The 24,792-nt window shown below is 52.9% G+C and carries 23 protein-coding genes; 20 read left to right on the forward strand and 3 right to left on the reverse strand.

Going from position 1 to position 24,792, the window contains the following annotated elements; translation table 11 throughout:
* The first annotated feature begins 78 nt into the window (after positions 1-78).
* From relA to eno, 4 genes are all read left to right on the forward strand, one after another.
* Entirely contained in the window at positions 79-2,313 is a 2,235-nt protein-coding gene (gene relA / locus SK35_RS04935) for a GTP diphosphokinase (protein WP_003825690.1), read from the forward strand.
* 130 nt (positions 2,314-2,443) lie between these two features.
* Positions 2,444-3,235 carry a nucleoside triphosphate pyrophosphohydrolase gene (gene mazG, locus SK35_RS04940; protein ID WP_003825693.1) on the forward strand — a complete coding sequence of 264 codons (792 nt, stop codon included), beginning with the start codon at positions 2,444-2,446 and terminating at the stop codon, positions 3,233-3,235.
* Positions 3,236-3,585: 350 nt separating this feature from the next.
* Entirely contained in the window at positions 3,586-5,223 is a 1,638-nt protein-coding gene (gene pyrG, locus SK35_RS04945; RefSeq protein WP_003034127.1) for a glutamine hydrolyzing CTP synthase, read from the forward strand.
* An 87-nt stretch (positions 5,224-5,310) separates the two neighbouring features.
* On the forward strand, positions 5,311-6,609 hold the full coding sequence (gene eno / locus SK35_RS04950) for a phosphopyruvate hydratase (RefSeq protein WP_003034129.1): 1,299 nt from the start codon (positions 5,311-5,313) through the stop codon (positions 6,607-6,609).
* Between the two features lie 56 nt (positions 6,610-6,665).
* Here the strand turns inward: eno and SK35_RS04955 are convergent, their stop codons facing one another.
* Positions 6,666-7,490, reverse strand: a complete 825-nt coding sequence (locus tag SK35_RS04955) for a MurR/RpiR family transcriptional regulator (protein WP_048215652.1) — start codon at positions 7,488-7,490, stop codon at positions 6,666-6,668.
* 165 nt (positions 7,491-7,655) lie between these two features.
* On the opposite strand from SK35_RS04955, the gene SK35_RS04960 reads away from it, so the two are divergent.
* The 3 genes from SK35_RS04960 to queE all read left to right on the forward strand — a co-directional run bounded on the left by SK35_RS04960 (position 7,656) and on the right by queE (position 10,644).
* The gene (locus SK35_RS04960; protein ID WP_003034134.1) at positions 7,656-9,212 is read left to right on the forward strand and encodes a maltose/glucose-specific PTS transporter subunit IIC; all 1,557 of its coding nucleotides are present in this window, start codon (positions 7,656-7,658) and stop codon (positions 9,210-9,212) included.
* Complete coding sequence (locus SK35_RS04965) at positions 9,212-9,901, forward strand: N-acetylmannosamine-6-phosphate 2-epimerase (protein WP_032944829.1); 690 nt, start codon at positions 9,212-9,214, stop codon at positions 9,899-9,901. The genes SK35_RS04960 and SK35_RS04965 overlap by 1 nt, the downstream gene beginning before the upstream one ends.
* Before the next feature lie 71 nt (positions 9,902-9,972).
* The gene (gene queE / locus SK35_RS04970; protein ID WP_003034139.1) at positions 9,973-10,644 is read left to right on the forward strand and encodes a 7-carboxy-7-deazaguanine synthase QueE; all 672 of its coding nucleotides are present in this window, start codon (positions 9,973-9,975) and stop codon (positions 10,642-10,644) included.
* A 91-nt stretch (positions 10,645-10,735) separates the two neighbouring features.
* Here queE and queD read toward each other — a convergent pair whose 3' ends face one another.
* Positions 10,736-11,098 carry a 6-carboxytetrahydropterin synthase QueD gene (gene queD / locus SK35_RS04975; protein ID WP_003825707.1) on the reverse strand — a complete coding sequence of 121 codons (363 nt, stop codon included), beginning with the start codon at positions 11,096-11,098 and terminating at the stop codon, positions 10,736-10,738.
* Positions 11,099-11,528: 430 nt separating this feature from the next.
* Between queD and cysJ the strand changes: the two genes are divergently transcribed.
* From cysJ to cysH, 3 genes are all read left to right on the forward strand, one after another.
* A complete protein-coding gene (gene cysJ, locus SK35_RS04980) occupies positions 11,529-13,328 on the forward strand; it encodes an NADPH-dependent assimilatory sulfite reductase flavoprotein subunit (protein WP_048215653.1) in 1,800 nt (599 codons plus the stop codon).
* Positions 13,328-15,040 (forward strand): assimilatory sulfite reductase (NADPH) hemoprotein subunit, encoded by a 1,713-nt coding sequence (gene cysI, locus SK35_RS04985; protein ID WP_003034148.1) that lies wholly within the window; start codon positions 13,328-13,330, stop codon positions 15,038-15,040. The genes cysJ and cysI overlap by 1 nt, the downstream gene beginning before the upstream one ends.
* 83 nt (positions 15,041-15,123) lie before the next feature.
* Complete coding sequence (gene cysH, locus SK35_RS04990) at positions 15,124-15,858, forward strand: phosphoadenosine phosphosulfate reductase (protein ID WP_048215654.1); 735 nt, start codon at positions 15,124-15,126, stop codon at positions 15,856-15,858.
* A 45-nt stretch (positions 15,859-15,903) separates the two neighbouring features.
* On the opposite strand, the gene SK35_RS04995 is transcribed toward cysH, so the two are convergent.
* Positions 15,904-16,947, reverse strand: coding sequence for an aminopeptidase (locus SK35_RS04995; protein ID WP_032944823.1), 1,044 nt, complete (start codon positions 16,945-16,947; stop codon positions 15,904-15,906).
* Between the two features lie 254 nt (positions 16,948-17,201).
* Here SK35_RS04995 and cysD point away from each other — a divergent pair, with 254 nt between their 5' ends.
* From cysD to SK35_RS05045, 10 genes are all read left to right on the forward strand, one after another.
* On the forward strand, positions 17,202-18,110 hold the full coding sequence (gene cysD, locus SK35_RS05000) for a sulfate adenylyltransferase subunit CysD (RefSeq protein WP_003034152.1): 909 nt from the start codon (positions 17,202-17,204) through the stop codon (positions 18,108-18,110).
* Positions 18,111-18,119: 9 nt separating this feature from the next.
* Complete coding sequence (gene cysN, locus SK35_RS05005) at positions 18,120-19,547, forward strand: sulfate adenylyltransferase subunit CysN (protein WP_008785677.1); 1,428 nt, start codon at positions 18,120-18,122, stop codon at positions 19,545-19,547.
* Positions 19,547-20,152 (forward strand): adenylyl-sulfate kinase, encoded by a 606-nt coding sequence (gene cysC, locus SK35_RS05010; protein WP_003034157.1) that lies wholly within the window; start codon positions 19,547-19,549, stop codon positions 20,150-20,152. The genes cysN and cysC overlap by 1 nt, the downstream gene beginning before the upstream one ends.
* A gap of 47 nt (positions 20,153-20,199) precedes the next feature.
* Entirely contained in the window at positions 20,200-20,523 is a 324-nt protein-coding gene (locus SK35_RS05015; RefSeq protein WP_020996298.1) for a DUF3561 family protein, read from the forward strand.
* A 214-nt stretch (positions 20,524-20,737) separates the two neighbouring features.
* The gene (gene ftsB, locus SK35_RS05020; RefSeq protein ID WP_003034163.1) at positions 20,738-21,049 is read left to right on the forward strand and encodes a cell division protein FtsB; all 312 of its coding nucleotides are present in this window, start codon (positions 20,738-20,740) and stop codon (positions 21,047-21,049) included.
* 18 nt (positions 21,050-21,067) lie between these two features.
* A complete protein-coding gene (gene ispD / locus SK35_RS05025) occupies positions 21,068-21,763 on the forward strand; it encodes a 2-C-methyl-D-erythritol 4-phosphate cytidylyltransferase (protein WP_008785675.1) in 696 nt (231 codons plus the stop codon).
* Between the two features lie 55 nt (positions 21,764-21,818).
* A complete protein-coding gene (gene ispF / locus SK35_RS05030; RefSeq protein WP_048215655.1) occupies positions 21,819-22,298 on the forward strand; it encodes a 2-C-methyl-D-erythritol 2,4-cyclodiphosphate synthase in 480 nt (159 codons plus the stop codon).
* Complete coding sequence (truD, locus tag SK35_RS05035) at positions 22,295-23,344, forward strand: tRNA pseudouridine(13) synthase TruD (RefSeq protein WP_048215656.1); 1,050 nt, start codon at positions 22,295-22,297, stop codon at positions 23,342-23,344. The genes ispF and truD overlap by 4 nt, the downstream gene beginning before the upstream one ends.
* Positions 23,325-24,086 carry a 5'/3'-nucleotidase SurE gene (gene surE, locus SK35_RS05040; protein WP_003825728.1) on the forward strand — a complete coding sequence of 254 codons (762 nt, stop codon included), beginning with the start codon at positions 23,325-23,327 and terminating at the stop codon, positions 24,084-24,086. The genes truD and surE overlap by 20 nt, the downstream gene beginning before the upstream one ends.
* On the forward strand, positions 24,080-24,706 hold the full coding sequence (locus SK35_RS05045; protein WP_003034172.1) for a protein-L-isoaspartate(D-aspartate) O-methyltransferase: 627 nt from the start codon (positions 24,080-24,082) through the stop codon (positions 24,704-24,706). Before surE ends, SK35_RS05045 begins: the two co-directional genes overlap by 7 nt.
* The last annotated feature ends 86 nt before the right edge of the window (positions 24,707-24,792 follow it).

The raw sequence follows: 24,792 nt of genomic DNA on the forward strand, positions 1-24,792 counted from the left end.
TCGGGTTGTAATGCAGCATGAAAGACAATGGGTAGGGCTTGTCGACTTCGACAGGCCTGGCCCCTTAAGGAGAGGACAATGGTTGCGGTAAGAAGTGCACATATAAATAAAGCTGGTGAGTTTGATCCAAAGAAATGGATCGCGAGTCTGGGGATCTCCAGCCAGCAGTCGTGTGAACGCTTAGCCGAAACCTGGGCGTACTGCCTCCAGCAGACACAGGGGCATCCGGATGCGGATCTGCTGCTGTGGCGTGGCGTGGAGATGGTAGAAATTCTCTCCATGTTGAGCATGGATATCGACACGCTGCGTGCAGCAATGCTGTTCCCTCTGGCTGATGCCAACGTGGTCAGTGAAGACATCCTGCGCGAGAGCGTGGGCAAATCCATTGTTCATCTTATCCACGGTGTGCGTGATATGGCGGCAATACGCCAGCTTAAAGCCACGCATACCGATTCAGTTTCTTCCGAGCAGGTCGATAACGTCCGCCGTATGCTGCTGGCAATGGTAGATGACTTCCGCTGTGTGGTCATCAAGCTGGCAGAGCGGATTGCCCATCTGCGTGAAGTGAAAGACGCGCCGGAAGATGAACGCGTTCTGGCGGCAAAAGAGTGCACCAATATCTATGCGCCGCTGGCCAACCGTTTGGGAATCGGGCAATTAAAATGGGAGCTGGAAGATTATTGCTTCCGTTATCTGCACCCGGCTGAATACAAACGCATAGCCAAGCTGCTGCATGAACGTCGTATCGACAGGGAACATTACATTGATGAGTTCGTCGGTCATTTGCGCTCAGAGATGAAAACGGAAGGCGTCAAAGCCGAAGTGTATGGACGTCCGAAGCATATCTACAGCATCTGGCGCAAAATGCAGAAAAAGCAGTTGGCCTTCGATGAACTGTTCGATGTACGCGCAGTGCGTATCGTGGCAGAGCGTTTACAGGACTGCTATGCCGCACTCGGGATAGTACATACTCACTATCGCCATCTGCCGGATGAGTTCGATGATTACGTTGCTAATCCGAAACCCAATGGCTACCAGTCAATCCATACGGTTGTACTGGGGCCGGGCGGGAAAACCATCGAAATTCAGATCCGTACCAAACAGATGCACGAAGATGCCGAACTGGGCGTCGCGGCGCACTGGAAGTACAAGGAGGGCACCGCTTCAGGCGCGGCGCGTTCTGGTCATGAAGATCGCATTGCGTGGCTGCGTAAGCTGATTGCCTGGCAGGAAGAGATGGCGGATTCCGGTGAAATGCTGGATGAAGTCCGTAGCCAGGTCTTTGATGACCGCGTGTACGTCTTTACGCCAAAAGGGGACGTTGTAGACTTACCTGCGGGCTCCACGCCGCTCGATTTTGCTTACCACATTCATAGCGATGTGGGGCATCGTTGCATTGGCGCGAAAATTGGTGGGCGCATCGTACCGTTTACTTACCAGCTGCAGATGGGCGATCAAATTGAAATTATCACCCAGAAACAGCCAAACCCAAGCCGCGACTGGCTGAATCCTAACCTTGGCTACGTAACCACCAGTCGTGGGCGTTCGAAGATCCACGCCTGGTTCCGTAAACAGGACCGCGACAAAAACATCCTTGCTGGTCGCCAGATCCTCGACGATGAGCTGGCGCATTTAGGTATCAGCCTGAAAGAGGCGGAAAAACACCTGCTACCGCGCTACAGCTTCAATGAGCTGGACGAGTTGCTGGCGGCGATTGGCGGAGGAGACATCCGCCTCAACCAAATGGTGAACTTCCTGCAGGCGCAGTTTAATAAGCCAAGCGCTGCCGAACAGGATGCCGCCGCGCTGAAACAGCTTCAGCAGAAAACGCAAGCACCGCAGAGCCGTCGTAAAGACGACGGTCGTGTGGTGGTGGAAGGGGTAGGTAACCTGATGCACCACATCGCCCGCTGCTGCCAGCCGATTCCTGGCGATGAGATTGTCGGGTTTATTACCCAGGGACGCGGTATTTCCGTGCACCGGGCGGATTGTGAACAGCTGGCTGAGCTGCGCTCCCATGCGCCGGAACGTATTGTTGATGCAGTCTGGGGCGAAAGCTACTCGGCAGGGTATTCGCTGGTGGTTCGCGTCCAGGCCAACGATCGCAGCGGCTTGTTACGTGATATCACTACGATTCTCGCCAACGAGAAGGTGAACGTGCTGGGCGTTGCCAGCCGAAGTGATACCAAACAACAGCTGGCCACTATCGATATGACCATCGAAATTTATAACCTGCAGGTGCTCGGGCGCGTGCTTGGCAAGCTGAACCAGGTACCGGATGTGATCGACGCACGTCGCTTGCACGGTAATTAATTATTTTGTAGGCCGGATAACCTTGTAGGCCTGATAAGACGCGTTAGCGTTGCCATCAGGCATTGCTATGTTGCCGGATGTCGGCTATCGCCTTATCCGGTCTACTGTATTGAAATTTCAGGATATCCCAATGAATCAAATCGACCGACTGCTCGGTATTATGCAGCGCCTGCGCGACCCGGAAAACGGCTGTCCGTGGGACAAAGAGCAGACATTCTCCACTATTGCCCCTTACACCCTCGAAGAAACCTATGAAGTGCTGGACGCGATTGCGCGTGAAGACTTTGACGACCTGCGCGGAGAGCTGGGCGACCTGCTGTTCCAGGTTGTGTTTTACGCCCAGATGGCGCAGGAAGAAGGACGCTTCAACTTTGATGATATTTGTGCTGCGATAAGCGATAAACTTGAACGCCGTCACCCACATGTTTTTGCTGATGTTTCTGCCAGTAACAGTACTGAGGTTTTGACCCGTTGGGAAAAAATCAAAAGTGAAGAACGCGCCCAGAAGGCACAGCATTCCGCACTCGACGATATTCCCCGCAGTTTACCGGCATTAATGCGCGCCCAAAAAATCCAGAAACGCTGCTCAAATGTTGGCTTTGACTGGAAAACGTTAGGACCGGTTGTCGACAAGGTTTACGAAGAGATCGACGAAGTCATGTTTGAGGCTAAGCAGGCTGTTGTCGACCAGGCTAAACTGGAGGAGGAAATGGGCGATCTGCTGTTTGCTACGGTTAATATGGCCCGGCATTTAGGCACTAAAGCAGAGACCGCATTGCAGAAAGCGAACGAGAAGTTTGAGCGGCGTTTTCGTGAAGTTGAGCGAATTGTGGCTTCGCGCGGTCTGGAAATGACTGGTGTTGATTTGGAAACTATGGAAGAAGTCTGGCAACAGGTAAAACGGCAGGAAATTGATCTCTAAGGGATTTCGTCGGTCAAGGGCGATTTGTGTGATTTTTTAAATAACAAGCGCTTGATTTACGTCAAAAACATTTACCCAAAAGAGGCTATTTTCTCTTCCCGTTATGTTGATGAAACACCTTGTATACTGCCTCTTCGAGTTATTCGAGTCGCAACAAGGCGGCGACTGAAAGAATCTCCAGGAACATAGAAATGCTATGTGACTGGGGTGAGTGAAGGAAGCCAACACCGGTGCGGCTTGAAGAACGAAGGAGAGGGGATAATGAAAGTTTGTGGCGCTCGTCATGTTCGGGTATACTACTTTCCCGTCTTGGTAATTCCATCGTTTCACCCTAACTTCTCAGGTCCAGCATGACAACGAACTATATTTTTGTGACCGGCGGGGTCGTATCCTCTCTGGGAAAAGGCATTGCCGCAGCCTCCCTGGCAGCCATTCTTGAAGCCCGTGGCCTCAATGTAACCATGATGAAACTGGATCCGTACATCAACGTCGATCCAGGTACTATGAGCCCAATCCAACACGGGGAAGTGTTCGTTACCGAAGACGGCGCTGAAACCGACCTGGACCTGGGTCACTATGAGCGTTTCATTCGTACCAAAATGAGCCGCCGCAACAACTTCACTACGGGTCGTATCTACTCCGACGTTCTGCGTAAAGAGCGCCGTGGCGACTACCTGGGCGCAACAGTTCAGGTTATCCCGCACATCACGAATGCCATTAAAGAGCGCGTTCTGGAAGGCGGTGAAGGTCATGATGTTGTTCTGGTCGAAATCGGCGGAACCGTTGGGGATATCGAATCTCTGCCGTTCCTTGAAGCGATTCGCCAGATGGCCGTAGAAATTGGCCGTGAGCACACGCTGTTTATGCATCTGACGCTGGTTCCGTACATGGCGGCGGCAGGTGAAGTCAAAACTAAACCGACTCAGCACTCTGTAAAAGAGCTGCTTTCTATCGGTATTCAGCCAGATATCCTGATTTGCCGCTCCGATCGCGCAGTTCCGGCTAATGAACGTGCAAAAATTGCATTGTTCTGTAACGTTCCAGAAAAAGCGGTGATTTCTCTGAAAGATGTCGATTCCATCTATAAAATCCCGGGCCTGTTGAAATCTCAGGGCCTTGACGATTATATTTGTAAACGATTCAGCTTGAACTGTCCGGAAGCTAATCTGTCAGAATGGGAACAGGTTATCTACGAAGAAGCGAATCCGGCAGGCGAAGTGACTATCGGTATGGTCGGCAAGTACATTGAACTGCCGGATGCCTATAAGTCAGTTATCGAAGCGCTGAAGCACGGTGGTCTGAAGAATCGTGTCACCGTCAACATCAAGCTGATCGATTCGCAAGATGTCGAAACGCGTGGCGTTGAGATCCTGAAAGGTCTTGATGCAATCCTGATCCCAGGCGGCTTCGGCTACCGTGGTGTTGAAGGTAAAATCGCGACGGCGCGCTTTGCGCGTGAGAACAATATTCCTTATCTGGGCATTTGCCTGGGTATGCAGGTTGCGTTGATTGAGTTTGCACGTAACGTAGTGGGTATGGACAACGCCAACTCCACGGAATTTGTGCCAGACTGTAAGTACCCGGTGGTGGCCCTGATTACCGAATGGCGCGATGAAGACGGCAACGTCGAAGTCCGTACCGAGAAGAGCGATCTGGGCGGCACAATGCGCCTTGGCGCGCAGCAGTGTCAGTTGAGCGACGATAGCCTGGTTCGTCAGCTGTACGGCGCGCCGACAATTGTTGAACGCCATCGCCACCGTTACGAAGTCAACAATATGCTGTTGAAACAGATTGAAGCTGCGGGTCTGCGTATTGCAGGCCGTTCCGGTGATGATCAGTTGGTCGAGATCATTGAGGTACCGAATCATCCGTGGTTCGTGGCCTGTCAGTTCCACCCGGAATTTACTTCCACGCCACGTGATGGGCACCCGCTGTTTGCCGGCTTTGTGAAAGCCGCCAGTGAACATCAGAAGCGTCAGGCGAAGTAAGAAGTAAATAAGTTAGAACGGCAATGCACCCATTAGGGTGCATTGTTTGTCTGGAGTTTTAGTTTAACTTGTACTGAGGAAAATCTAATGTCCAAAATCGTTAAAATCATCGGTCGTGAAATCATCGACTCCCGTGGTAACCCGACTGTTGAAGCCGAAGTACACCTGGAAGGTGGTTTCGTTGGTATGGCAGCAGCTCCGTCAGGTGCTTCTACTGGTTCCCGCGAAGCACTGGAACTGCGCGATGGCGACAAATCCCGTTTCATGGGTAAAGGCGTACTGAAAGCTGTTGCAGCTGTTAACGGCCCAATTGCTCAGGCTCTGCTGGGTAAAGATGCTAAAGATCAGGCTGGCATCGACAAGATCATGATCGATCTGGACGGTACTGAAAACAAATCCAACTTCGGTGCAAACGCCATCCTGGCTGTGTCCCTGGCTAACGCCAAAGCAGCAGCTGCTGCAAAAGGCCTGCCGCTGTATGCACACATCGCTGAACTGAACGGTACTCCTGGTAAATACTCCATGCCGGTTCCGATGATGAACATCATCAACGGTGGTGAGCACGCTGACAACAACGTCGACATCCAGGAATTCATGATTCAGCCGGTTGGCGCTAAGACTCTGAAAGAAGCCGTTCGTATGGGTTCTGAAGTGTTCCACAACCTGGCTAAAGTTCTGAAAGCTAAAGGTATGAACACTGCAGTTGGTGACGAAGGTGGCTACGCGCCGAACCTGGGTTCCAACGCTGAAGCTCTGGCTGTAATCGCTGAAGCGGTTAAAGCAGCTGGCTACGAGCTGGGCAAAGACATCACCCTGGCGATGGACTGTGCAGCTTCTGAATTCTACAAAGACGGTAAATACGTTCTGGCTGGCGAAGGCAACAAAGCATTCACCTCCGAAGAATTCACTCACTTCCTGGAAGAACTGACCAAACAGTACCCGATCGTATCCATCGAAGATGGTCTGGACGAGTCTGACTGGGACGGTTTCGCATACCAGACTAAAGTACTGGGCGACAAAATCCAGCTGGTTGGTGACGATCTGTTCGTAACTAACACCAAGATCCTGAAAGAAGGCATCGAAAAAGGCATCGTTAACTCCATCCTGATCAAATTCAACCAGATCGGTTCTCTGACCGAAACTCTGGCTGCGATCAAAATGGCGAAAGACGCTGGCTACACCGCTGTCATCTCTCACCGTTCTGGCGAAACTGAAGACGCTACCATCGCTGACCTGGCTGTTGGTACCGCTGCAGGCCAGATCAAAACTGGTTCTATGAGCCGTTCTGACCGCGTTGCTAAGTACAACCAGCTGATTCGTATCGAAGAAGCTCTGGGTGAACAAGCACCGTACAACGGTCGTAAAGAGATCAAAGGTCAGGCGTAATCCTGTTCTTTAACTCTTAACGTAAAAACCCGCTGCGGCGGGTTTTTTTTATGCTCTTAAAGCAGTAGAGGAAGGGTTGCGCTGGCGGTTTGCTGGCTCACATCGCTGTACTTTTCATCCAGTCCAATCAGCGACGTGGTGAGCAGTTCCACTAACAGCATGACACCCACCTTGGCGTTTAGCGCGCCGGCGCTCAACGGACCTTCTGGTTTGGCTGCGACCAGTTGAATATCACTCAGCGAAGCCAGCGGACTGCGTGGTGTATTACTCAGCGCCAGTACGCGTACGCCTTGCTTACGCGCCAGCTTTACGACATGCAGCAGATCGCGCGTGGATCCCGAACTGGATATCGCCACTACCAGCGTATCTTTGCTTAGCGTTGTAGCGTTCATAGCAGCACGATGCATGTCACTGAACAATTGTGCAGGTTTGCCGAGGCGCAGGAGTTTGTAATGTAAATACTCACCCAGAATAGCGCTGGCCGCTACGCCATAAATCTGTACCGACTGGGCCTGATGCAGTGCCAAAGCGGCGGATTCCAGTAATGTCCTGTCGAGTAATTTTGCTGTGTCCTGCAGTGCTTGTACGGATTCATTGACCACATTGTCAATTTCATCCCCGCTGTGTTCTACCGGCTGTCCTTGCTGGAGATCGAGTGCCAGCGCCATTTTGAATTCGTTATAACCCTTACACCCAAGTGCGCGGCACAGACGTGTGACGCTCGCCTCGCTGGTGTCACTTTCACGCGCCAGTTCGGTAATCGTCAGGTAGACAACTTTTGCCGGATCGCTGAGCACAAACTCTCCCAGCTTCTGCTGTGTTCGGCTATATCCGTCAACGCCCTGGCGCAATCTCAGCAGCAGGTTTTCATTTTCTGACATGCAAAATCCTTAATGCGTTTATCTGTTGATAGTGTGGCGGAAAGCAGGGGAGAGATGCCAGTCATTTTAAAAAAGTATGATCGGCTTCCTGGATTTTGATGATAATTTTCATTTTATATATTAAATATGGTAAAAATTTTCATCATTAATCGGGGAGATGAAAAAATGATGCAAATGTTTAGCGGCGCTTCATCGGGCGCATGGTTCGAAAAGGCACAGCGGTTCGGCAAATCGTTCATGCTGCCGATTGCGGTACTGCCCGCTGCGGGGCTGTTGTTAGGGATTGGCGGCGCGCTGTCGAATCCAAACACATTGACTGCTTATCCGTTTTTGGACGTTGACTGGTTACAGGCAATCTTCACGATCATGACCAGCGCAGGTTCTATTGTGTTTGCCAACCTGTCGGTGCTCTTTGCGGTAGGTGTCGCAGTGGGACTGGCGAAAACGGATAAAGGCACCGCCGGGCTTGCGGCATTGCTGGCATTTCTGGTGATGAACGCCACCATCAACGCTTTATTGACGCTCAACGGAACGCTGGCACACGAGAATCCCGGTGCCGTAGGCCAGGGGATGACGCTGGGTATTCAGACACTGGAAACGGGTGTGTTCGGTGGGGTGGTGATTGGGCTTGTCACCTGCGCGCTGCATAGCCGTTTCAATAAAGTCTCATTACCTCAGTTCCTTGGTTTCTTCAGCGGTTCGCGCTTTGTACCGATTATTAGCTCCCTTGCCGCGATTGTCGTGGGTGCGGTCATGACGGTGGTTTGGCCGCATTTCCAGAAACTCATTTTTGGACTGGGTGGTCTGGTGGATGCGACAGGCTATCTGGGGACGCTGTTGTACGGCTTCATCCTGCGTATGCTTGGCCCACTGGGTTTACACCATATCTTTTATTTGCCGTTCTGGACGACAGCGCTTGGCGGTAGTGAAATCGTCAACGGCCAGTTAGTTGAAGGTACGCAGCGTATTTTCTTCGCGCAACTTGCCGATCCGAATACGCAGCAGTTCTATGCGGGCACCTCGCGCTTTATGTCCGGGCGCTTCATCACCATGATGTTTGGCCTGCTTGGCGCATGTCTGGCGATGTACCACACCGCCAAGCCTGAGAACAGAAAACTTGTCGCTGGTCTGCTGTTGTCAGCGGCCCTGACCTCTTTCCTGACAGGCATCACTGAGCCTATCGAGTTCTCCTTCCTGTTTGTCGCACCCGTGTTATACGTCATTCACGCCTTCTTCGATGGGCTGGCGTTTATGATGGCGCATATTTTACATATCACCATCGGGCAAACCTTTTCGGGTGGGCTTATCGATTTCCTCCTTTTCGGCGTGCTACAGGGGGAAGCTAAAACCAACTGGATGTACGTCCCCATGGTGGGGATCCCGTGGTTCTTCCTTTACTACTTCACCTTCCGCTATTTGATTAACCGCTTTAACTGGTTGACACCAGGTCGTGAAAACGCAGCGCCGACTGAATCCGGCCTGCCGCAAAGTGAGCGAGCAGCGGCAGTGATCGCCGGGCTGGGAGGCAAAGAGAATCTGGAAGAGGTGGATTGTTGTGCCACACGCCTGCGCGTGACGGTGAAAGAGAGCAGCAAGGTCGATGAAGCGGCGCTGAAAGCGACCGGAGCCCGTGGCGTAATTATTCGCGGTAACGGTGTTCAGGTGATTTATGGTCCGCATGTCACCATCATTAAAAACGAAGTCGAAGAGATCTTATCGTAATGAAAACTGTACTGGATTCCCTGAAAGGTAAATTAATTGTTTCCTGTCAGGCGCTGGAAAATGAGCCCCTGCACAGCCCGTTTATTATGTCACGTATGGCGCTGGCGGCAGCGCAGGGCGGTGCGGTAGGTATTCGTGCGAACAGCGTGGTGGACATTCGCGCGATCAAAGAGAGCGTCTCCCTGCCGGTGATTGGGATTATCAAGCGTGATTATCCGGGTAGCGATGTCTTTATCACGGCCACTTTACAGGAAGTCGATGAACTGATGACCGTTGAGCCGGAAATTATTGCTCTGGATGCGACAGCGCGCCCGCGCCCCGGTGGGCAAACGCTGGAAGAACTGGTCACGCAGATCCGCGCTCGCTATCCGTCCGTACTGCTGATGGCGGATATTGCCACTGTAGACGAAGCGGTGACCGCTGAGCGCCTGGGTTTTGACTGTGTGGGCACCACGCTCTACGGTTATACCGCTGACACTGCCGGGCATGTGCTGGCGGAAAACGACTGCGGTTTTTTACGTGATGTGTTGGCTGCAGTTAGCGTACCGGTTGTGGCAGAAGGAAACGTCGATACTCCGGAACGTGCTGCACGATGCCTGGCATTAGGCGCCCATACCGTGGTGGTTGGTGGGGCTATCACCCGTCCGCAGCAGATAACGGCACGCTTTGTCGCAGCGATCGCCTCGTAAAGCATCGATGGGGCATGATACTTTGGCGGGGATCTGCGATAATTATCGTTTATCCCCATATTGAGAGCGCTATGCAGTACCCGATTAACGAGATGTTCCAGACCCTGCAAGGTGAGGGTTACTTTACCGGCGTCCCCGCCATTTTTATTCGTTTACAGGGATGCCCGGTTGGCTGTGCCTGGTGCGATACCAAACATACCTGGGATAAGCTTGAGGATCGGGAAGTCTCCCTGTACAGCATCCTGGCCAAGACCAAAGAAAGCGATAAATGGGGTGCTGCGAGCAGCGAAGATCTGCTGGCGGTCATTTCGCGTCAGGGCTATACCGCCCGTCACGTGGTGATCACCGGTGGCGAGCCCTGCATTCATGACCTGATGCCGCTGACTGACCTGCTGGAAAAGAACGGTTTTAGCTGCCAGATTGAGACCAGCGGCACGCACGAAGTACGCTGTACGCCGAATACCTGGGTGACCGTATCGCCGAAGGTGAATATGCGCGGTGGCTATGATGTGCTGTCACAGGCGCTGGAGCGCGCGAATGAAATCAAGCATCCGGTTGGCCGTGTCCGCGATATTGAAGCACTGGATGAACTGCTGGCGACGTTGAGTGACGACAAACCGCGAATCATCGCCTTACAGCCAATCAGCCAGAAAGAAGATGCGACGCGTTTGTGCATTGATACCTGTATTGCGCGTAACTGGCGTCTGTCGATGCAGACCCATAAGTATCTGAATATTGCCTGATAACTTTGCCGGGGGCGTTTCGCTTACCCGGCCATAGTTTATTGCTCAATGCAGGCCGGAGAAGATGCGTTGCCATCCGGCAAGCCTAAAATCACTCGCCGCGATAAACGCAGCCCGCTGTGCAGGTTTCTTTCACCATTACAGCACTCAGCAGAGGGACCACAGGTTTAACCTGATCCCAAATCCATTTGGCCAGCACTTCGCTGGTTGGATTTTCTAAGCCAGGAATATCGTTCAAATAGTAGTGATCGAGTCTGTCGTAAGTCGGCTTAAACGCGGCTTTTAACTCAGCAAAATCCATGATCCAACCGGTATGCGGATCGACTTCACCGGTAATTTCAAGACGCACCATAAATGAGTGACCATGCAGACGGCCACACTTATGCCCTTCCGGTACATGCGGCAGGTGGTGAGCGGCTTCGAAGGTGAAATCTTTAAACAAGGTGGTGGACATTTTTTACTCTCAAGAATGCGAAAAACCGCGGTAGGGTACCGTAAAGAGCAAATTTTATCATTATTTATACACGTCATTCTTTAAGCTGCTTCTTTGTTGGCTGCCTTTGCTCGCCCCAGTCACTTACTCATGTAAGCTCCCGGGGACTTGCTCAGTTGCCGCCTCGATGCATCTTAAATTATTTTGTGTATAAAAGGATGCTCAGCACCAAAGCTACATATTCATACAATCAATATTGATTAATTATTTATATATCAAATGTTTATGTAATCTGTTTTGCTGTTAATAACTATAACTAAAACAGGTTAGTCCATTTGGTTATTTGTTATTTCCATCCCTTCTTTAATTGTTACTATCCCCGCCGTTAACCTTATCTTCAGTTTGGGTTTTATTGCTGAAATCCGCTTTGCTTACTGGAACATGACAACGCATGACGACACAGGCCCCACCTTCCGCTTTGCTACCGCTAAACCCGGAGCAACTGGCACGCCTTCAGGCGGCCACGACCGATTTCACTCCCGCACAGCTTGCGTGGGTTTCTGGCTATTTTTGGGGCGTGCTGAATCAGCAGCCTGGCAGCAATGTGGTGGCGACTGCGCCTGTCGCTGAAATGCCTGGCATTACGCTTATCTCCGCCTCGCAAACTGGTAATGCGCGTCGTGTGGCGGAAGCCCTGCGCGATGATCTGATCGCCGCGAAGCTCAACGTCACTCTCATCAACGCTGGCGACTATAAATTCAAACAAATCGCCAATGAAAAACTGCTGATCGTGGTGGCGTCGACGCAAGGGGAAGGTGAACCGGCGGAAGAAGCCGTGGCGTTGCATAAATTCCTGTTCTCGAAAAAAGCGCCGAAGCTTGATAACACCGCTTTTGCCGTATTTGGTCTTGGCGATACCTCTTATGAGTTTTTCTGCCAGGCAGGAAAAGACTTCGATGCGAAACTGGCTGAGCTGGGCGGTGAACGTCTGCTCGACCGCGTCGACGCCGACGTCGAATACCAGGCCGCCGCCGCGCAGTGGCGTGCTCGTCTGGTTGATGTCCTGAAAGCGCGTGCGCCTGCGGCACCGTCTGTGCAAGTTGCCGCCAGCGGTGCAGTAAATGAAGTACACACCAGCCCATACACCAAAGAAGCGCCGCTAACGGCGTCCATTGCGGTGAATCAGAAAATTACCGGCCGCGACTCTGAAAAAGATGTGCGCCATATTGAAATTGATTTAGGCGATTCCGGACTGCGTTATCAGCCGGGCGATGCGCTGGGCGTCTGGTATCAGAATGACCCGGCTCTGGTTAAAGAGCTGGTTGAACTGCTGTGGCTGAAAGGTGATGAGCCGGTCACGGTTGAAGGCAAAACCCTGTCGCTCGCTGAAGCGTTGCAGTGGCATTTCGAGCTGACGGTTAACACCGGCAATATCGTAGAAAACTATGCCACCTTAACCCGCAGCGAAACTTTGCTGCCGTTAGTGGGTGACAAAGCACAGTTGCAGCATTACGCCGCAACCACGCCCATCGTCGATATGGTGCGCTTCTCTCCGGCGCAACTGGATGCTCAGGCGTTAGTTGATCTTCTGCGTCCGCTGACGCCGCGTTTGTACTCCATTGCTTCTTCCCAGGCGGAAGTGGAAAGCGAAGTGCACGTCACCGTGGGCGTGGTGCGTTATGAGATAGAAGGTCGCGCCCGTGCTGGTGGCGCTTCCAGTTTCCTCGCCGACCGCGTGGAAGAAGAAGGTGAAGTTCGCGTGTTCATTGAACACAACGACAACTTCCGTCTGCCGGCGAACCCGCAGACACCGGTAATTATGATTGGACCGGGTACGGGGATTGCGCCGTTTCGTGCATTCATGCAGCAACGTGCGGCTGACGGAGCCGAAGGCAAAAACTGGCTGTTTTTTGGTAACCCACACTTTACCGAAGATTTCCTGTATCAGGTGGAATGGCAGCGTTACGTCAAAGAGGGCGTACTGAGCCGTATCGATCTCGCCTGGTCCCGCGATCAAAAAGAAAAAGTCTACGTACAAGATAAACTGCGCCAACAGGGCGCGGAACTGTGGCGCTGGATTAACGACGGTGCGCACATTTATGTCTGCGGCGACGCCAATCGCATGGCGAAAGACGTTGAGCAGGCGTTGTTGGAAGTGATTGCCGAATTCGGTGGTATGGATATCGAAGCGGCGGATGAATTTTTAAGTGAGCTGCGCATTGAGCGCCGTTATCAGCGAGATGTCTACTAATGAGCGAAAAACATCCAGGACCATTGGTGGTCGAAGGCAAACTGTCCGACGCTGAGCGTATGAAGCTGGAAAGCAACTATCTGCGCGGTACCATTGCCGAAGATTTAAACGACGGCCTGACCGGCGGGTTTAAAGGCGACAACTTCCTGCTGATCCGTTTTCACGGTATGTACCAGCAGGACGACCGCGATATCCGCGCCGAACGTGCCGAGCAAAAGCTGGAGCCGCGTCACGCGATGCTGCTGCGCTGTCGTCTGCCGGGTGGGGTGATCACCACCAAACAGTGGCAGGCGATCGACAAGTTCGCCCATGACAACACCATATACGGCAGCATTCGTCTGACCAACCGTCAGACCTTCCAGTTTCACGGTATTCTGAAGAAGAACGTTAAGCCGGTACACCAGATGCTGCATTCAGTCGGGCTTGACGCTCTGGCGACCGCCAACGACATGAACCGTAACGTGCTGTGCACCTCGAATCCGTATGAATCTGAGCTGCATGCCGAAGCCTATGAATGGGCGAAGAAAATTTCCGAGCACCTGTTGCCGCGCACCCGCGCCTATGCAGAGATCTGGCTCGATCAGGAAAAAGTCGCGACCACCGACGAAGAGCCGATCCTCGGTCAAACCTATCTGCCGCGTAAGTTTAAAACCACGGTCGTGATCCCACCGCAGAATGACATCGATCTGCACGCCAACGACATGAACTTCGTGGCGATTGCGGAAAACGGCAAGCTGGTGGGCTTTAACCTGCTGGTGGGCGGTGGTTTATCGATTGAGCACGGCAACAAGAAAACCTATGCCCGTACGGCAAGCGAGTTTGGTTATCTGCCGCTTGAGCATACGCTGGCCGTGGCGGAGGCTGTGGTGACCACGCAGCGTGACTGGGGTAACCGTACCGATCGTAAAAACGCGAAAACCAAATACACGCTGGAACGCGTAGGCGTTGAGACCTTTAAAGCTGAAGTTGAGCGCCGGGCGGGGATCAAATTTGAGCCGATCCGTCCGTACGAGTTCACCGGTCGCGGCGATCGTATCGGCTGGGTGAAAGGGATCGACAATAAATGGCATCTGACGTTGTTTATTGAAAACGGACGAATCCTCGATTATCCGGGCCGACCGCTGAAAACCGGTCTGCTTGAGATCGCGAAGATCCACAAAGGTGAGTTCCGCATTACCGCGAACCAGAACCTGATCATTGCCGGTGTTCCTGAGAGTGAAAAGGCGAAGATCGAGAAGATTGCGCAGAAGAGTGGCTTAATGAACGCGGTCACTCCGCAGCGTGAAAACTCGATGGCCTGCGTCTCGTTCCCGACCTGTCCGCTGGCGATGGCGGAAGCCGAGCGCTTCCTGCCAACGTTTATCGACAACATCGACACGCTGATGGCGAAGCACAGCCTGAGTGATGAAAACATTGTCATGCGTGTGACCGGCTGCCCTAACGGCTGCGGCCGCGCGATGCTGGCGGAAGTTGGTCTGGTGGGTAAAGCACCCGGGCGTTATAACCTCCATTTAGGGGGGAACCGTATCGGAACCCGTATTCCCCGGATGTTTAAAGAGAACATCACCGAGCCGGAAATTCTGGCATCGCTGGATGAACTGATTGGGCGCTGGGCGAAAGAGCGCGAAGCGGGTGAAGGCTTCGGTGACTTTACGGTGCGTGCGGGCATTATTCGCCCGGTGCTCGATCCCGCCCGGGATTTCTGGGAATAATGTGAAATTGACTTATCGGGTCTGCTGAATCGGTAGGCCTGATAAGCGCAGCGCCATCAGGCAAGGCAAACAGTGAGGAACTTATGTCCAAACTCGATCTCAACGCGTTGAACGAACTGCCGAAAGTTGAACGCGTTATGGCGTTGGCACAAACCAACGACCAACTGGAAAAATTGAGCGCCGAGGATCGCGTAGCGTGGGCGCTGGAAAACCTGCCTGGTGAATATGTACTGTCATCAAGTTTTGGTATCCAGGCGGCAGTGAGCCTGCATCTGGTAAATCAGATTCGCCCGGATATCCCGGTGATCCTCACCGATACTGGCTACCTGTTCCCGGAAACCTATCAGTTTATTGATGAGTTAACGGACAAGCTTAAGCTTAATTTGCAAGTCTACCGGGCAAAGGAAAGTGCGGCCTGGCAGGAAGCACGCTACGGCAAACTGTGGGAGCAGGGCGTTGAAGGCATTGAAAAATACAATGACATCAACAAGGTCGAGCCGATGAACCGGGCGCTGCAGGAGCTGAACGCGCAAACCTGGTTTGCCGGTCTGCGTCGAGAGCAATCGGGCAGTCGTGCGCATTTGCCGGTGCTGGCTATCCAGCGCGGCGTGTTTAAAGTTCTCCCAATCATCGACTGGGATAACCGTACTGTTTACCAGTATCTGCAAAAACACGGTTTGAAATACCATCCGTTGTGGGATCAGGGCTATCTGTCGGTAGGCGATACCCACACCACCCGCAAATGGGAGCCGGGTATGGCGGAAGAAGAGACGCGCTTCTTCGGATTGAAGCGTGAGTGCGGACTGCACGAAGGGTAACAGGAAAGTGGTCCGGTAAGATTTACATCCTACCGGACCACTTCTTCAGGATTTACCCGCTTTTGCCAGTTCTTTTACCAGTGGCAGCATAATGCGTACCACGTCGCGGCTACGGTGCTCTATCCGGCCTGGTAACGCTTTATCAATGTGCTGCTGGTTATCCAGTCGCACATCGTGCCAGCTGTTGCCTGCCGGGAATGAGGCGCTTTTGGCGCGCTGTTGATAGCCATCTTTCTTACCCAGGTTCCAGTTGGTCGCTTCAACTGAAAGAACGGCAATCCCCGCGTTGTCGAAGACCTCTGCATCGTTACAACATCCAGTGCCTTTCGGATAGTCTTTGTTCAGACCTGGATTGGTGCTGGCAACGATACCGCGGCTGTGCGCGATAGCCAGTGCCCGGTCGCGCGTCAGTTTTCGCACCGCTTCCGGGGTTTTCTTACCGCTATTGAAATAGAGCTTATCGCCGACGATCAGGTTATCGAGGTTGATAACCAGCAGCGTGTTTTTCTTCTCGGCGGCGCTCATTCGCTTCAGGATGTTCTCCGCGCCCAGTTTGCCTTCTTCCTCGCCGCTGGTGGCGATAAATCGAATACCGTACTGCGTCGGCACGTTTTTGAGTTTTTCCGCCAGTTCCAGCATTACGCCAACACCTGCGGCGTTGTCATCGATACCTTGCAGGGTTAATCCACCCAGATTGGCATCGGAGTCGGCGTCGCTTTGTGCGGCGTAGGTGTCGAGGTGCGCCATAATAATAATCTGCTGCGGCGCTTTGCCTTCATGTGCAGCAATAACGGTGCTTCCCGTTACGTTATGCCAGTTTTTACGGTTATCTTTGGCGGTATAAACATAACGGCTATTAAACGTCCGAATATCGCTGCTATAACCCATCTGCTGAAATTGTTGACGTATATAATCAGCAGACAACATTTCTGCCGGAGATCCCGTCACGCGGCCTGGGAAAAACGTTGCGATATATCGAGCCTGGGTATTTGCGATATCTCCGGGCTTCGAAGATGTTGCCTGTGCGGGAAGGATGAAGCACGCGCCGAGCGCCATGGCTGCAAGAAGGTGGCGCAATGCGAGAAACATGATGAGTCCTTAAATACCAAGCAGAAATTTTCAGCCGCTAGTATGAAACCGTGATCGAGGTAAAACAATTTCATTTGCTCCTAAATGCCCGAATTCCGGTAGCTTAAGCACTTTTTGATATTTGCTTTTCCGGATCGTTATTCCTTTGAGGAACTACTCATTCCAATTCGTAATTTCATTCGCCCTCTTGCCCTCCCTATAGTCAGGTTATCTGAGCATCGTTAGCAAAATAACGGCATTACATAGGAACGGTTATGGATCAAAAACGACTTACCCACCTGCGGCAACTGGAAGCGGAAAGCATCCATATCATTCGCGAGGTGGCCGCCGAGTTTTCTAATCCGGTGATGATGTATTCCATCGGCAAAGATTCCAGCGTAATGCTGCATCTGGCGCGTAAAGCGTTTTATCCGGGCACGCTGCCGTTCCCATTGCTGCACGTTGACACCGGCTGGAAATTCAGCGAAATGTACGAGTTTCGTGACCGCACGGCGAAAGCCTACGGCTGCGAACTGCTGGTGCATAAAAACCCGGAAGGGGTGGCGATGGGTATCAACCCGTTTGTCCACGGTAGCGCCAAGCATACCGACATTATGAAAACTGAAGGGCTGAAGCAGGCACTGAATAAATACGGTTTCGATGCCGCGTTTGGCGGTGCTCGTCGTGACGAAGAGAAATCGCGTGCCAAAGAGCGTATTTACTCTTTCCGCGATCGTTTTCATCGCTGGGATCCTAAAAATCAGCGCCCGGAGCTGTGGCACAACTACAACGGGCAGATTAACAAAGGCGAAAGTATTCGCGTCTTCCCGCTCTCTAACTGGACTGAACAGGATATCTGGCAGTACATCTGGCTGGAAAATATCGATATCGTGCCGCTGTATCTGGCGGCGGAGCGTCCGGTGCTGGAACGCGACGGCATGCTGATGATGATTGATGACGACAGAATCGATCTGCAACCCGGTGAAGTGATTAAAAAACGCATGGTGCGTTTCCGTACGCTCGGTTGCTGGCCGCTGACAGGCGCGGTGGAGTCGAATGCGCAGACGCTGCCGGAAATCATCGAAGAGATGCTGGTTTCAACCACCAGTGAACGTCAGGGCCGCGTGATTGACCGCGACCAGGCGGGCTCCATGGAGCTGAAGAAACGTCAGGGGTATTTCTAAGGAGCCGCCATGAATACGACACTTGCACAACAAATTGCTAATGAAGGCGGCGTTGAAGCTTGGATGGTTGCCCAGCAACACAAAAGTCTGCTGCGCTTTTTAACCTGCGGTAGCGTGGATGATGGGAAAAGTACCCTGATTGGCCGCCTGCTGCACGACACGCGTCAGATTTATGAAGACCAGCTTTCATCGCTGCACAATGACAGTAAACGTCACGGCACTCAGGGCGAAAAGCTTGATCTGGCGTTATTGGTTGACGGCTTGCAGGCCGAGCGTGAGCAGGGCATCACCATCGACGTGGCGTATCGTTATTTCTCTACCGAGAAGCGTAAATTTATTATTGCGGACACTCCCGGGCATGAGCAGTACACCCGTAACATGGCGACCGGTGCGTCGACCTGCGACCTGGCGATCCTACTGATCGATGCGCGTAAAGGCGTGCTGGATCAGACTCGTCGTCATAGCTTTATCTCCACGCTGCTTGGGATCAAACACCTGGTGGTGGCGATCAACAAAATGGATCTGGTGGACTTTAGCGAAGAGACATTTAACCGCATTCGCGAAGACTATCTTACTTTTGCTGAACAACTGCCGGGCAACCTGGATATCCGGTTTGTGCCGCTCTCTGCGCTGGAAGGCGATAACGTGGCTTCGCAAAGCGCCAGTATGCCGTGGTACAGCGGTCCGACGCTGCTGGAAGTGCTGGAAACCGTTGAGATCCAGCGCATTGTTGATACTCAGCCGATGCGCTTCCCGGTGCAGTATGTGAACCGACCGAATCTGGATTTCCGTGGTTATGCCGGAACGCTGGCCTCCGGTAGCGTGAAGGTTGGACAGCGCGTCAAAGTGTTGCCGTCCGGCGTGGAGTCGAGCGTGGCGCGGATCGTAACCTTTGATGGCGATTTACAGGAAGCGCATGCGGGTGAAGCGATCACCCTGGTGCTGAAAGATGAGATCGATATCAGCCGGGGCGACCTGCTGCTTGATGCCGGTGAAACGCTGCCGACAGTACAAAGCGCTGCAGTTGATGTGGTGTGGATGGCGGAACAACCGTTGTCGCCCGGGCAGAGCTACGACATAAAAGTCGCAGGCAAGAAGACCCGCGCACGCGTTGATAGCGTGCAGTATCAGGTCGATATAAACAACCTGACCCAACGTGACGTTGAAGCGCTGCCGCTGAACGGCATCGGTCTGGTTAATCTGACTTTTGATGAGCCGCTGGTGCTGGATACCTATCAGCAGAATCCGGTTACGGGCGGGCTGATTATCATTGACCGCCTGACTAACGTTACCGTTGGCGCGGGACTGGTGCGTGAGCCAATCGTCCAGGAGCTTGCCACAGCTTCTCAGTTCAGCGCGTTTGAGCTGGAGCTTAATGCACTGGTGCGTCGCCACTTCCCACACTGGGGTGCGCGCGATCTGCTGGGAGGAAAATAATGGCGCTGCATGACGAAAACGTCGTCTGGCATGCCCATCCTGTTACACCGCAACAGCGGGAACAACGCCACGGTCATCGTGGTGTTGTGCTGTGGTTTACCGGGCTGTCAGGTTCCGGTAAATCCACGGTAGCAGGGGCGCTGGAAGAGGCGCTGCATAAGCTAGGGGTGAGCACCTATCTGCTGGATGGCGATAACGTGCGTCACGGTCTGTGCAGCGATCTTGGGTTTAGCGATGCCGATCGTAAGGAGAATATTCGTCGGGTTGGTGAAGTGGCTAACCTAATGGTAGACGCCGGCCTGGTGGTGTTGACTGCGTTTATCTCTCCACATCGCGCCGAGCGAAAAATGGTTCGCGAGCGCGTGGGTGAAGGGCGTTTTATTGAGGTTTTTGTCGATACGCCATTAGCAACGTGCGAAGCTCGCGATCCAAAAGGGCTGTATAAAAAAGCGCGTGCGGGAGAGTTGCGCAATTTCACCGGAATTGACTCGGTTTACGAAGCGCCTGAATCGCCAGAGATTCATCTTGATGGTGAACAATTGGTAACAAATTTGGTTCCTCAATTATTAGACCTGCTGAGGCAGGAAGATATTATCAGATCCTGAGACACCCGAGCTTGCACGCCCGGTCAGTCACGGTCACAGGATTAGATATGCGTAACAGCCATAACATTACTATTACAGAGTCAGATACCTTCGCCGCCGACGACGAAACTACCTGGTCACTCCCAGGAGCCGTGGTCGGTTTTGTCGCATGGTTGCTGGCGCTGGGATTCCCGTGTCTGATGTATGGCCCTAACACACTGTTTTTCTTCCTCTATACCTGGCCCTTTTTCCTTGCGTTGTTGCCCGTGGCGATTGTCGCGGGTATTGCCCTGCATTCGCTATTGAAGGGGAGATTGCTGCTGAGTATTGCCTGTACCCTGCTGGTGGTTGGCGCAATGTTTGGCGCACTGTTCCTGTGGCTACTGGGTTAGGCATACATCCTTTCACGCGATCGCCGCTGTTGTTCACTGTCTGGCCATAATTCAAACCGTAACCAACAATGAGATTATGTTCTCCTTACATGGGGTATACGTAACAACGGGCAAATGTGGTACATTTGCCCGCGTTGTCGCGGCATTCCCGTCCGTTGATGTAAAGTTGTCAGCGGAGTTTATGGGATGTTGATGCCGTTTTTCAGGGGGCAGGATGGGTAAACTTACGTTGCTGTTGCTGGCTTTATTAGTCTGGCTACAGTATTCGCTGTGGTTCGGTAAGAACGGCATACATGACTATAGTCGCGTCAACGATGATGTTGCGGCGCAGCAAGCTACAAACGCGAAACTGAAAGCGCGTAACGATCAGCTTTTTGCCGAAATTGACGATCTCAATGGCGGGCAAGAGGCTATCGAAGAGCGCGCGCGTAACGAACTCAGTATGACTAAGCCAGGCGAAACCTTTTATCGTCTGGTGCCTGACGCGTCTAAACGCGCTCAGACTGCAGGGCAAAACAATCGATAAACCGTCCAGGGATTTAACATGGCAGCCACTTTAATGGACGTTTGCGCCGTGGTGCCGGCTGCCGGGTTTGGCCGCCGAATGCAAACAGAGTGTCCTAAGCAGTACCTCTCTATTGGCAATAAAACCATTCTCGAACACTCGGTTGATGCGCTGCTGGCTCATCCCCGGGTGACGCGAGTCGTCATCGCTATTAGCCCAGGCGACAGTCGCTTTGCCCAACTTCCACTCGCAGCGCACCCGCAAATTACCGTGGTGGATGGTGGCAACGAGCGTGCCGATTCTGTCCTTGCTGGTTTGCAAGCCGCAGGTGAGGCCAGTTGGGTTCTGGTGCATGATGCCGCGCGTCCGTGTCTGCATCAGGAAGATTTATCTCGTTTGCTGGCAATAAGTGAAACCAGCCGCATCGGCGGGATCCTTGCTGCGCCGGTGCGCGACACGATGAAACGCGCGGAGCCGGGCCGAACAGACATCGCCCATACGGTCGATCGCACCGATTTATGGCATGCGTTGACGCCGCAGTTTTTCCCTCGCGAGCTGTTGCATGACTGTCTGACCCGTGCGCTAAACGAAGGCGCAACCATTACGGACGAAGCCTCGGCGCTGGAATATTGCGGTTTTCATCCGCAGCTGGTCGAAGGACGCGCTGACAACATCAAAGTCACCCGCCCGGAAGATCTGGCTCTGGCGGAATTTTATCTGACCCGAACTATCTAGATACATCATTCTTCAGGCTGCCTGGAGGATGTTGTGTATATCAGGAGAAGGCATAATGCGAATTGGACACGGTTTCGACGTACACGCTTTTGGCGGAGTTGGCCCAATTATCATTGGTGGTGTGCGCATCCCGTATGAAAAAGGATTGCTGGCGCATTCTGATGGCGACGTGGCGTTACACGCGTTAACCGATGCACTGCTGGGCGCGGCTGCGCTGGGGGATATCGGTAAACTCTTCCCGGACACCGACCCGGCCTTTAAAGGTGCAGATAGTCGTGAATTATTGCGTGAAGCCTGGCGGCGTATTCAGGCCAAAGGCTATACGCTTGGTAATGTGGATGTGACGATTATTGCTCAGGCGCCGAAGATGCTGCCGCACATTCCGCAAATGCGCGTGTTTATTGCCGAAGATCTCGGCTGCCATATGGATGATGTTAACGTGAAAGCGACCACCACGGAAAAACTCGGTTTTACCGGGCGTGGGGAAGGGGTTGCCTGTGAAGCGGTGGCGTTACTCATTAAGGCAACGAAATGACTGCGTTTGAAGATCTGACGTATCTCCATGGCAAACCACAAGGCCATGGCGTTCTGAAAGCGAATCCGGAAGACTTTGTCGTCGTCGAAGATTTAGGCTTCGAACCGGATGGCGAAGGTGAGCACATTTTGGTGCGTATCCTGAAAAACGGCTGTAATACCCGTTTTGTGGCTGACGCGCTAGCGAAGTTCCTGAAAATTCACGCCCGTGAAGTGAGCTTTGCTGGCCAGAAAGACAAGCATGCAGTCACGGAACAGTGGCTGTGCGCGCGCGTGCCGGGCAATGCAATGCCTGATTTAAGCAAATTTGAACTCGAAGGCTGTAAAGTGCTGGAGTACGCGCGCCACAAGCGTAAGCTGCGTTTAGGGGCGCTGAAAGGTAACGAATTTACGCTGGTGCTGCGTGAAGTGAGCCAGCGAAATGACGTTGAAGCGCGTTTGCAGGCGATTAGCGAGCGCGGCGTACCGAACTATTTTGGCGCTCAGCGTTTTGGTATTGGCGGCAGCAACCTGCAAGGGGCGCTGCGTTGGGCGCAAAGCGATGCGCCGGTGCGCGATCGAAATAAGCGCAGTTTTTGGTTGTCGGCGGCCCGTAGTGCGTTGTTTAATCAGATAGTCAGTGAACGCTTGAAAAAAACAGACTTTAATCAAGTTGTTGACGGCGATGCGCTACAATTGTCGGGACGCGGAAGTTGGTTTGTCGCCACGCAGGAAGAACAGACCGAATTACAGCGTCGCGTCGATGATAAAGAATTGATGATTACAGCAGCATTACCGGGCAGCGGTGAGTGGGGAACTCAGCGCGACGCACTGGCGTTTGAAGAAGCCGCTATTGCTGATGAAACCGCGCTGCAGTCGCTGTTGTTGCGCGAGAAAGTCGACGCATCGCGTCGTGCTATGTTGCTGTATCCACAACAATTAAGCTGGAACTGGTGGGATGATGTAACCGTTGAGTTACGTTTCTGGCTACCGGCAGGTAGCTTCGCCACCAGTGTTGTAAGGGAACTTATTAACACAATGGGTGATTATGCGTATATTGCTGAGTAACGATGATGGGGTCCACGCACCCGGTATACAAACGCTGGCGAAAGCGCTGCGTGAGTTTGCTGACGTACAGGTGGTTGCCCCGGATCGTAACCGCAGTGGCGCGTCTAACTCGCTGACGCTGGAATCCTCACTTCGCACGTTCACCTATGATAACGGTGATATCGCCGTACAAATGGGTACACCTACCGATTGCGTCTATCTGGGCGTGAACGCATTAATGCGTCCGCGTCCGGACATTGTCGTGTCTGGTATTAACGCAGGTCCTAATCTGGGCGATGATGTTATCTATTCCGGTACCGTTGCGGCGGCGATGGAAGGTCGTCACCTGGGCTTTCCTGCGCTGGCGGTCTCACTTGATGGGCATAAACACTACGATACTGCTGCCGCAGTAACCTGCCGTATCTTAAGGGCGCTGAGTCGCGAACCGCTGCGCACCGGGCGCATTTTGAATATCAACGTGCCGGATTTACCGCTGGATCAGATTAAAGGTATCCGCGTCACCCGCTGCGGTAGCCGCCATCCTGCGGATCAGGTGATACCACAGCAGGACCCGCGCGGTAATACGCTGTACTGGATCGGGCCGCCGGGCGAAAAGTGCGACGCCGGACCGGATACAGATTTTGCCGCCGTCGATGAAGGCTATGTTTCCATTACGCCGCTGCATGTCGATTTAACCGCATATGGCGCGCATGAAGTTGTTTCTGACTGGTTAGACAGCGTGGGAGCCGACACGCAATGGTAAGCAGACGCGTACACACTCTTCTTGAACAATTACGTGCGCAGGGCATCAGAGATGAGCTTGTTCTCGATGCACTTGCCGCCGTGCCGCGTGAAAAATTCATTGATGAGGCGTTTGAACATAAGGCCTGGGACAATATTGCTCTGCCGATTGGTCAGGGGCAGACGATTTCGCAGCCCTATATGGTTGCGCGGATGACCGAGCTGCTTGAGTTAACGCCGCAGTCTCGGGTGCTGGAAATTGGTACCGGCTCTGGCTACCAAACGGCGATTCTGGCACACCTGGTGCACCATGTGTGCTCTGTTGAGCGCATTAAAGGTTTGCAGTGGCAGGCGCGTCGTCGACTTAAACAGCTTGATTTACATAATGTTTCTACCCGTCATGGTGATGGATGGCAGGGCTGGCAAGCGCGAGCCCCGTTTGACGCTATCATTGTTACGGCAGCGCCGCCTGAGATTCCAACTGCGCTAATGATGCAGTTGGATGAAGGCGGTATTCTCGTCTTACCCGTGGGCGACGAGCACCAGTTTCTGAAACGGGTGCGTCGTCGGGGAGGCGAATTTATTATCGATACCGTGGAGGCCGTACGTTTCGTTCCCTTAGTAAAAGGGGAGCTTGCGTAGATACTGGCTCTGAATACCTGGAGTTTTCCTGGATATTCTGGAATTAGTAAGCGTATCGTGGTCACGTTTCCAGTGCCCAGTCCGAT

It is taken from the genome of Citrobacter sp. MGH105 (genome assembly GCF_001037485.2).
In the GTDB taxonomy this organism is placed as follows: Bacteria; Pseudomonadota; Gammaproteobacteria; order Enterobacterales; family Enterobacteriaceae; genus Citrobacter; species Citrobacter portucalensis.

What these genes read in the sequence shown, in the direction of transcription:
- eno (WP_003034129.1), top strand. Translation starts at nt 5,311, where the DNA reads ATGTCCAAAATCGTTAAAATCATCGGTCGTGAAATCATCGACTCCCGT.
- SK35_RS05015 (WP_020996298.1), top strand. Translation starts at nt 20,200, where the DNA reads ATGCGTAACAGCCATAACATTACTATTACAGAGTCAGATACCTTCGCC.
- SK35_RS04960 (WP_003034134.1), top strand. Translation starts at nt 7,656, where the DNA reads ATGATGCAAATGTTTAGCGGCGCTTCATCGGGCGCATGGTTCGAAAAG.
- mazG (WP_003825693.1), top strand. Translation starts at nt 2,444, where the DNA reads ATGAATCAAATCGACCGACTGCTCGGTATTATGCAGCGCCTGCGCGAC.
- cysC (WP_003034157.1), top strand. Translation starts at nt 19,547, where the DNA reads ATGGCGCTGCATGACGAAAACGTCGTCTGGCATGCCCATCCTGTTACA.
- SK35_RS04995 (WP_032944823.1), bottom strand. Translation starts at nt 16,947, where the DNA reads ATGTTTCTCGCATTGCGCCACCTTCTTGCAGCCATGGCGCTCGGCGCG.
- relA (WP_003825690.1), top strand. Translation starts at nt 79, where the DNA reads ATGGTTGCGGTAAGAAGTGCACATATAAATAAAGCTGGTGAGTTTGAT.
- queE (WP_003034139.1), top strand. Translation starts at nt 9,973, where the DNA reads ATGCAGTACCCGATTAACGAGATGTTCCAGACCCTGCAAGGTGAGGGT.
- ispF (WP_048215655.1), top strand. Translation starts at nt 21,819, where the DNA reads ATGCGAATTGGACACGGTTTCGACGTACACGCTTTTGGCGGAGTTGGC.
- truD (WP_048215656.1), top strand. Translation starts at nt 22,295, where the DNA reads ATGACTGCGTTTGAAGATCTGACGTATCTCCATGGCAAACCACAAGGC.
- cysN (WP_008785677.1), top strand. Translation starts at nt 18,120, where the DNA reads ATGAATACGACACTTGCACAACAAATTGCTAATGAAGGCGGCGTTGAA.
- queD (WP_003825707.1), bottom strand. Translation starts at nt 11,098, where the DNA reads ATGTCCACCACCTTGTTTAAAGATTTCACCTTCGAAGCCGCTCACCAC.
- cysH (WP_048215654.1), top strand. Translation starts at nt 15,124, where the DNA reads ATGTCCAAACTCGATCTCAACGCGTTGAACGAACTGCCGAAAGTTGAA.
- SK35_RS05045 (WP_003034172.1), top strand. Translation starts at nt 24,080, where the DNA reads ATGGTAAGCAGACGCGTACACACTCTTCTTGAACAATTACGTGCGCAG.
- cysI (WP_003034148.1), top strand. Translation starts at nt 13,328, where the DNA reads ATGAGCGAAAAACATCCAGGACCATTGGTGGTCGAAGGCAAACTGTCC.
- surE (WP_003825728.1), top strand. Translation starts at nt 23,325, where the DNA reads ATGCGTATATTGCTGAGTAACGATGATGGGGTCCACGCACCCGGTATA.
- cysD (WP_003034152.1), top strand. Translation starts at nt 17,202, where the DNA reads ATGGATCAAAAACGACTTACCCACCTGCGGCAACTGGAAGCGGAAAGC.
- SK35_RS04955 (WP_048215652.1), bottom strand. Translation starts at nt 7,490, where the DNA reads ATGTCAGAAAATGAAAACCTGCTGCTGAGATTGCGCCAGGGCGTTGAC.
- SK35_RS04965 (WP_032944829.1), top strand. Translation starts at nt 9,212, where the DNA reads ATGAAAACTGTACTGGATTCCCTGAAAGGTAAATTAATTGTTTCCTGT.
- pyrG (WP_003034127.1), top strand. Translation starts at nt 3,586, where the DNA reads ATGACAACGAACTATATTTTTGTGACCGGCGGGGTCGTATCCTCTCTG.
- cysJ (WP_048215653.1), top strand. Translation starts at nt 11,529, where the DNA reads ATGACGACACAGGCCCCACCTTCCGCTTTGCTACCGCTAAACCCGGAG.
- ispD (WP_008785675.1), top strand. Translation starts at nt 21,068, where the DNA reads ATGGCAGCCACTTTAATGGACGTTTGCGCCGTGGTGCCGGCTGCCGGG.
- ftsB (WP_003034163.1), top strand. Translation starts at nt 20,738, where the DNA reads ATGGGTAAACTTACGTTGCTGTTGCTGGCTTTATTAGTCTGGCTACAG.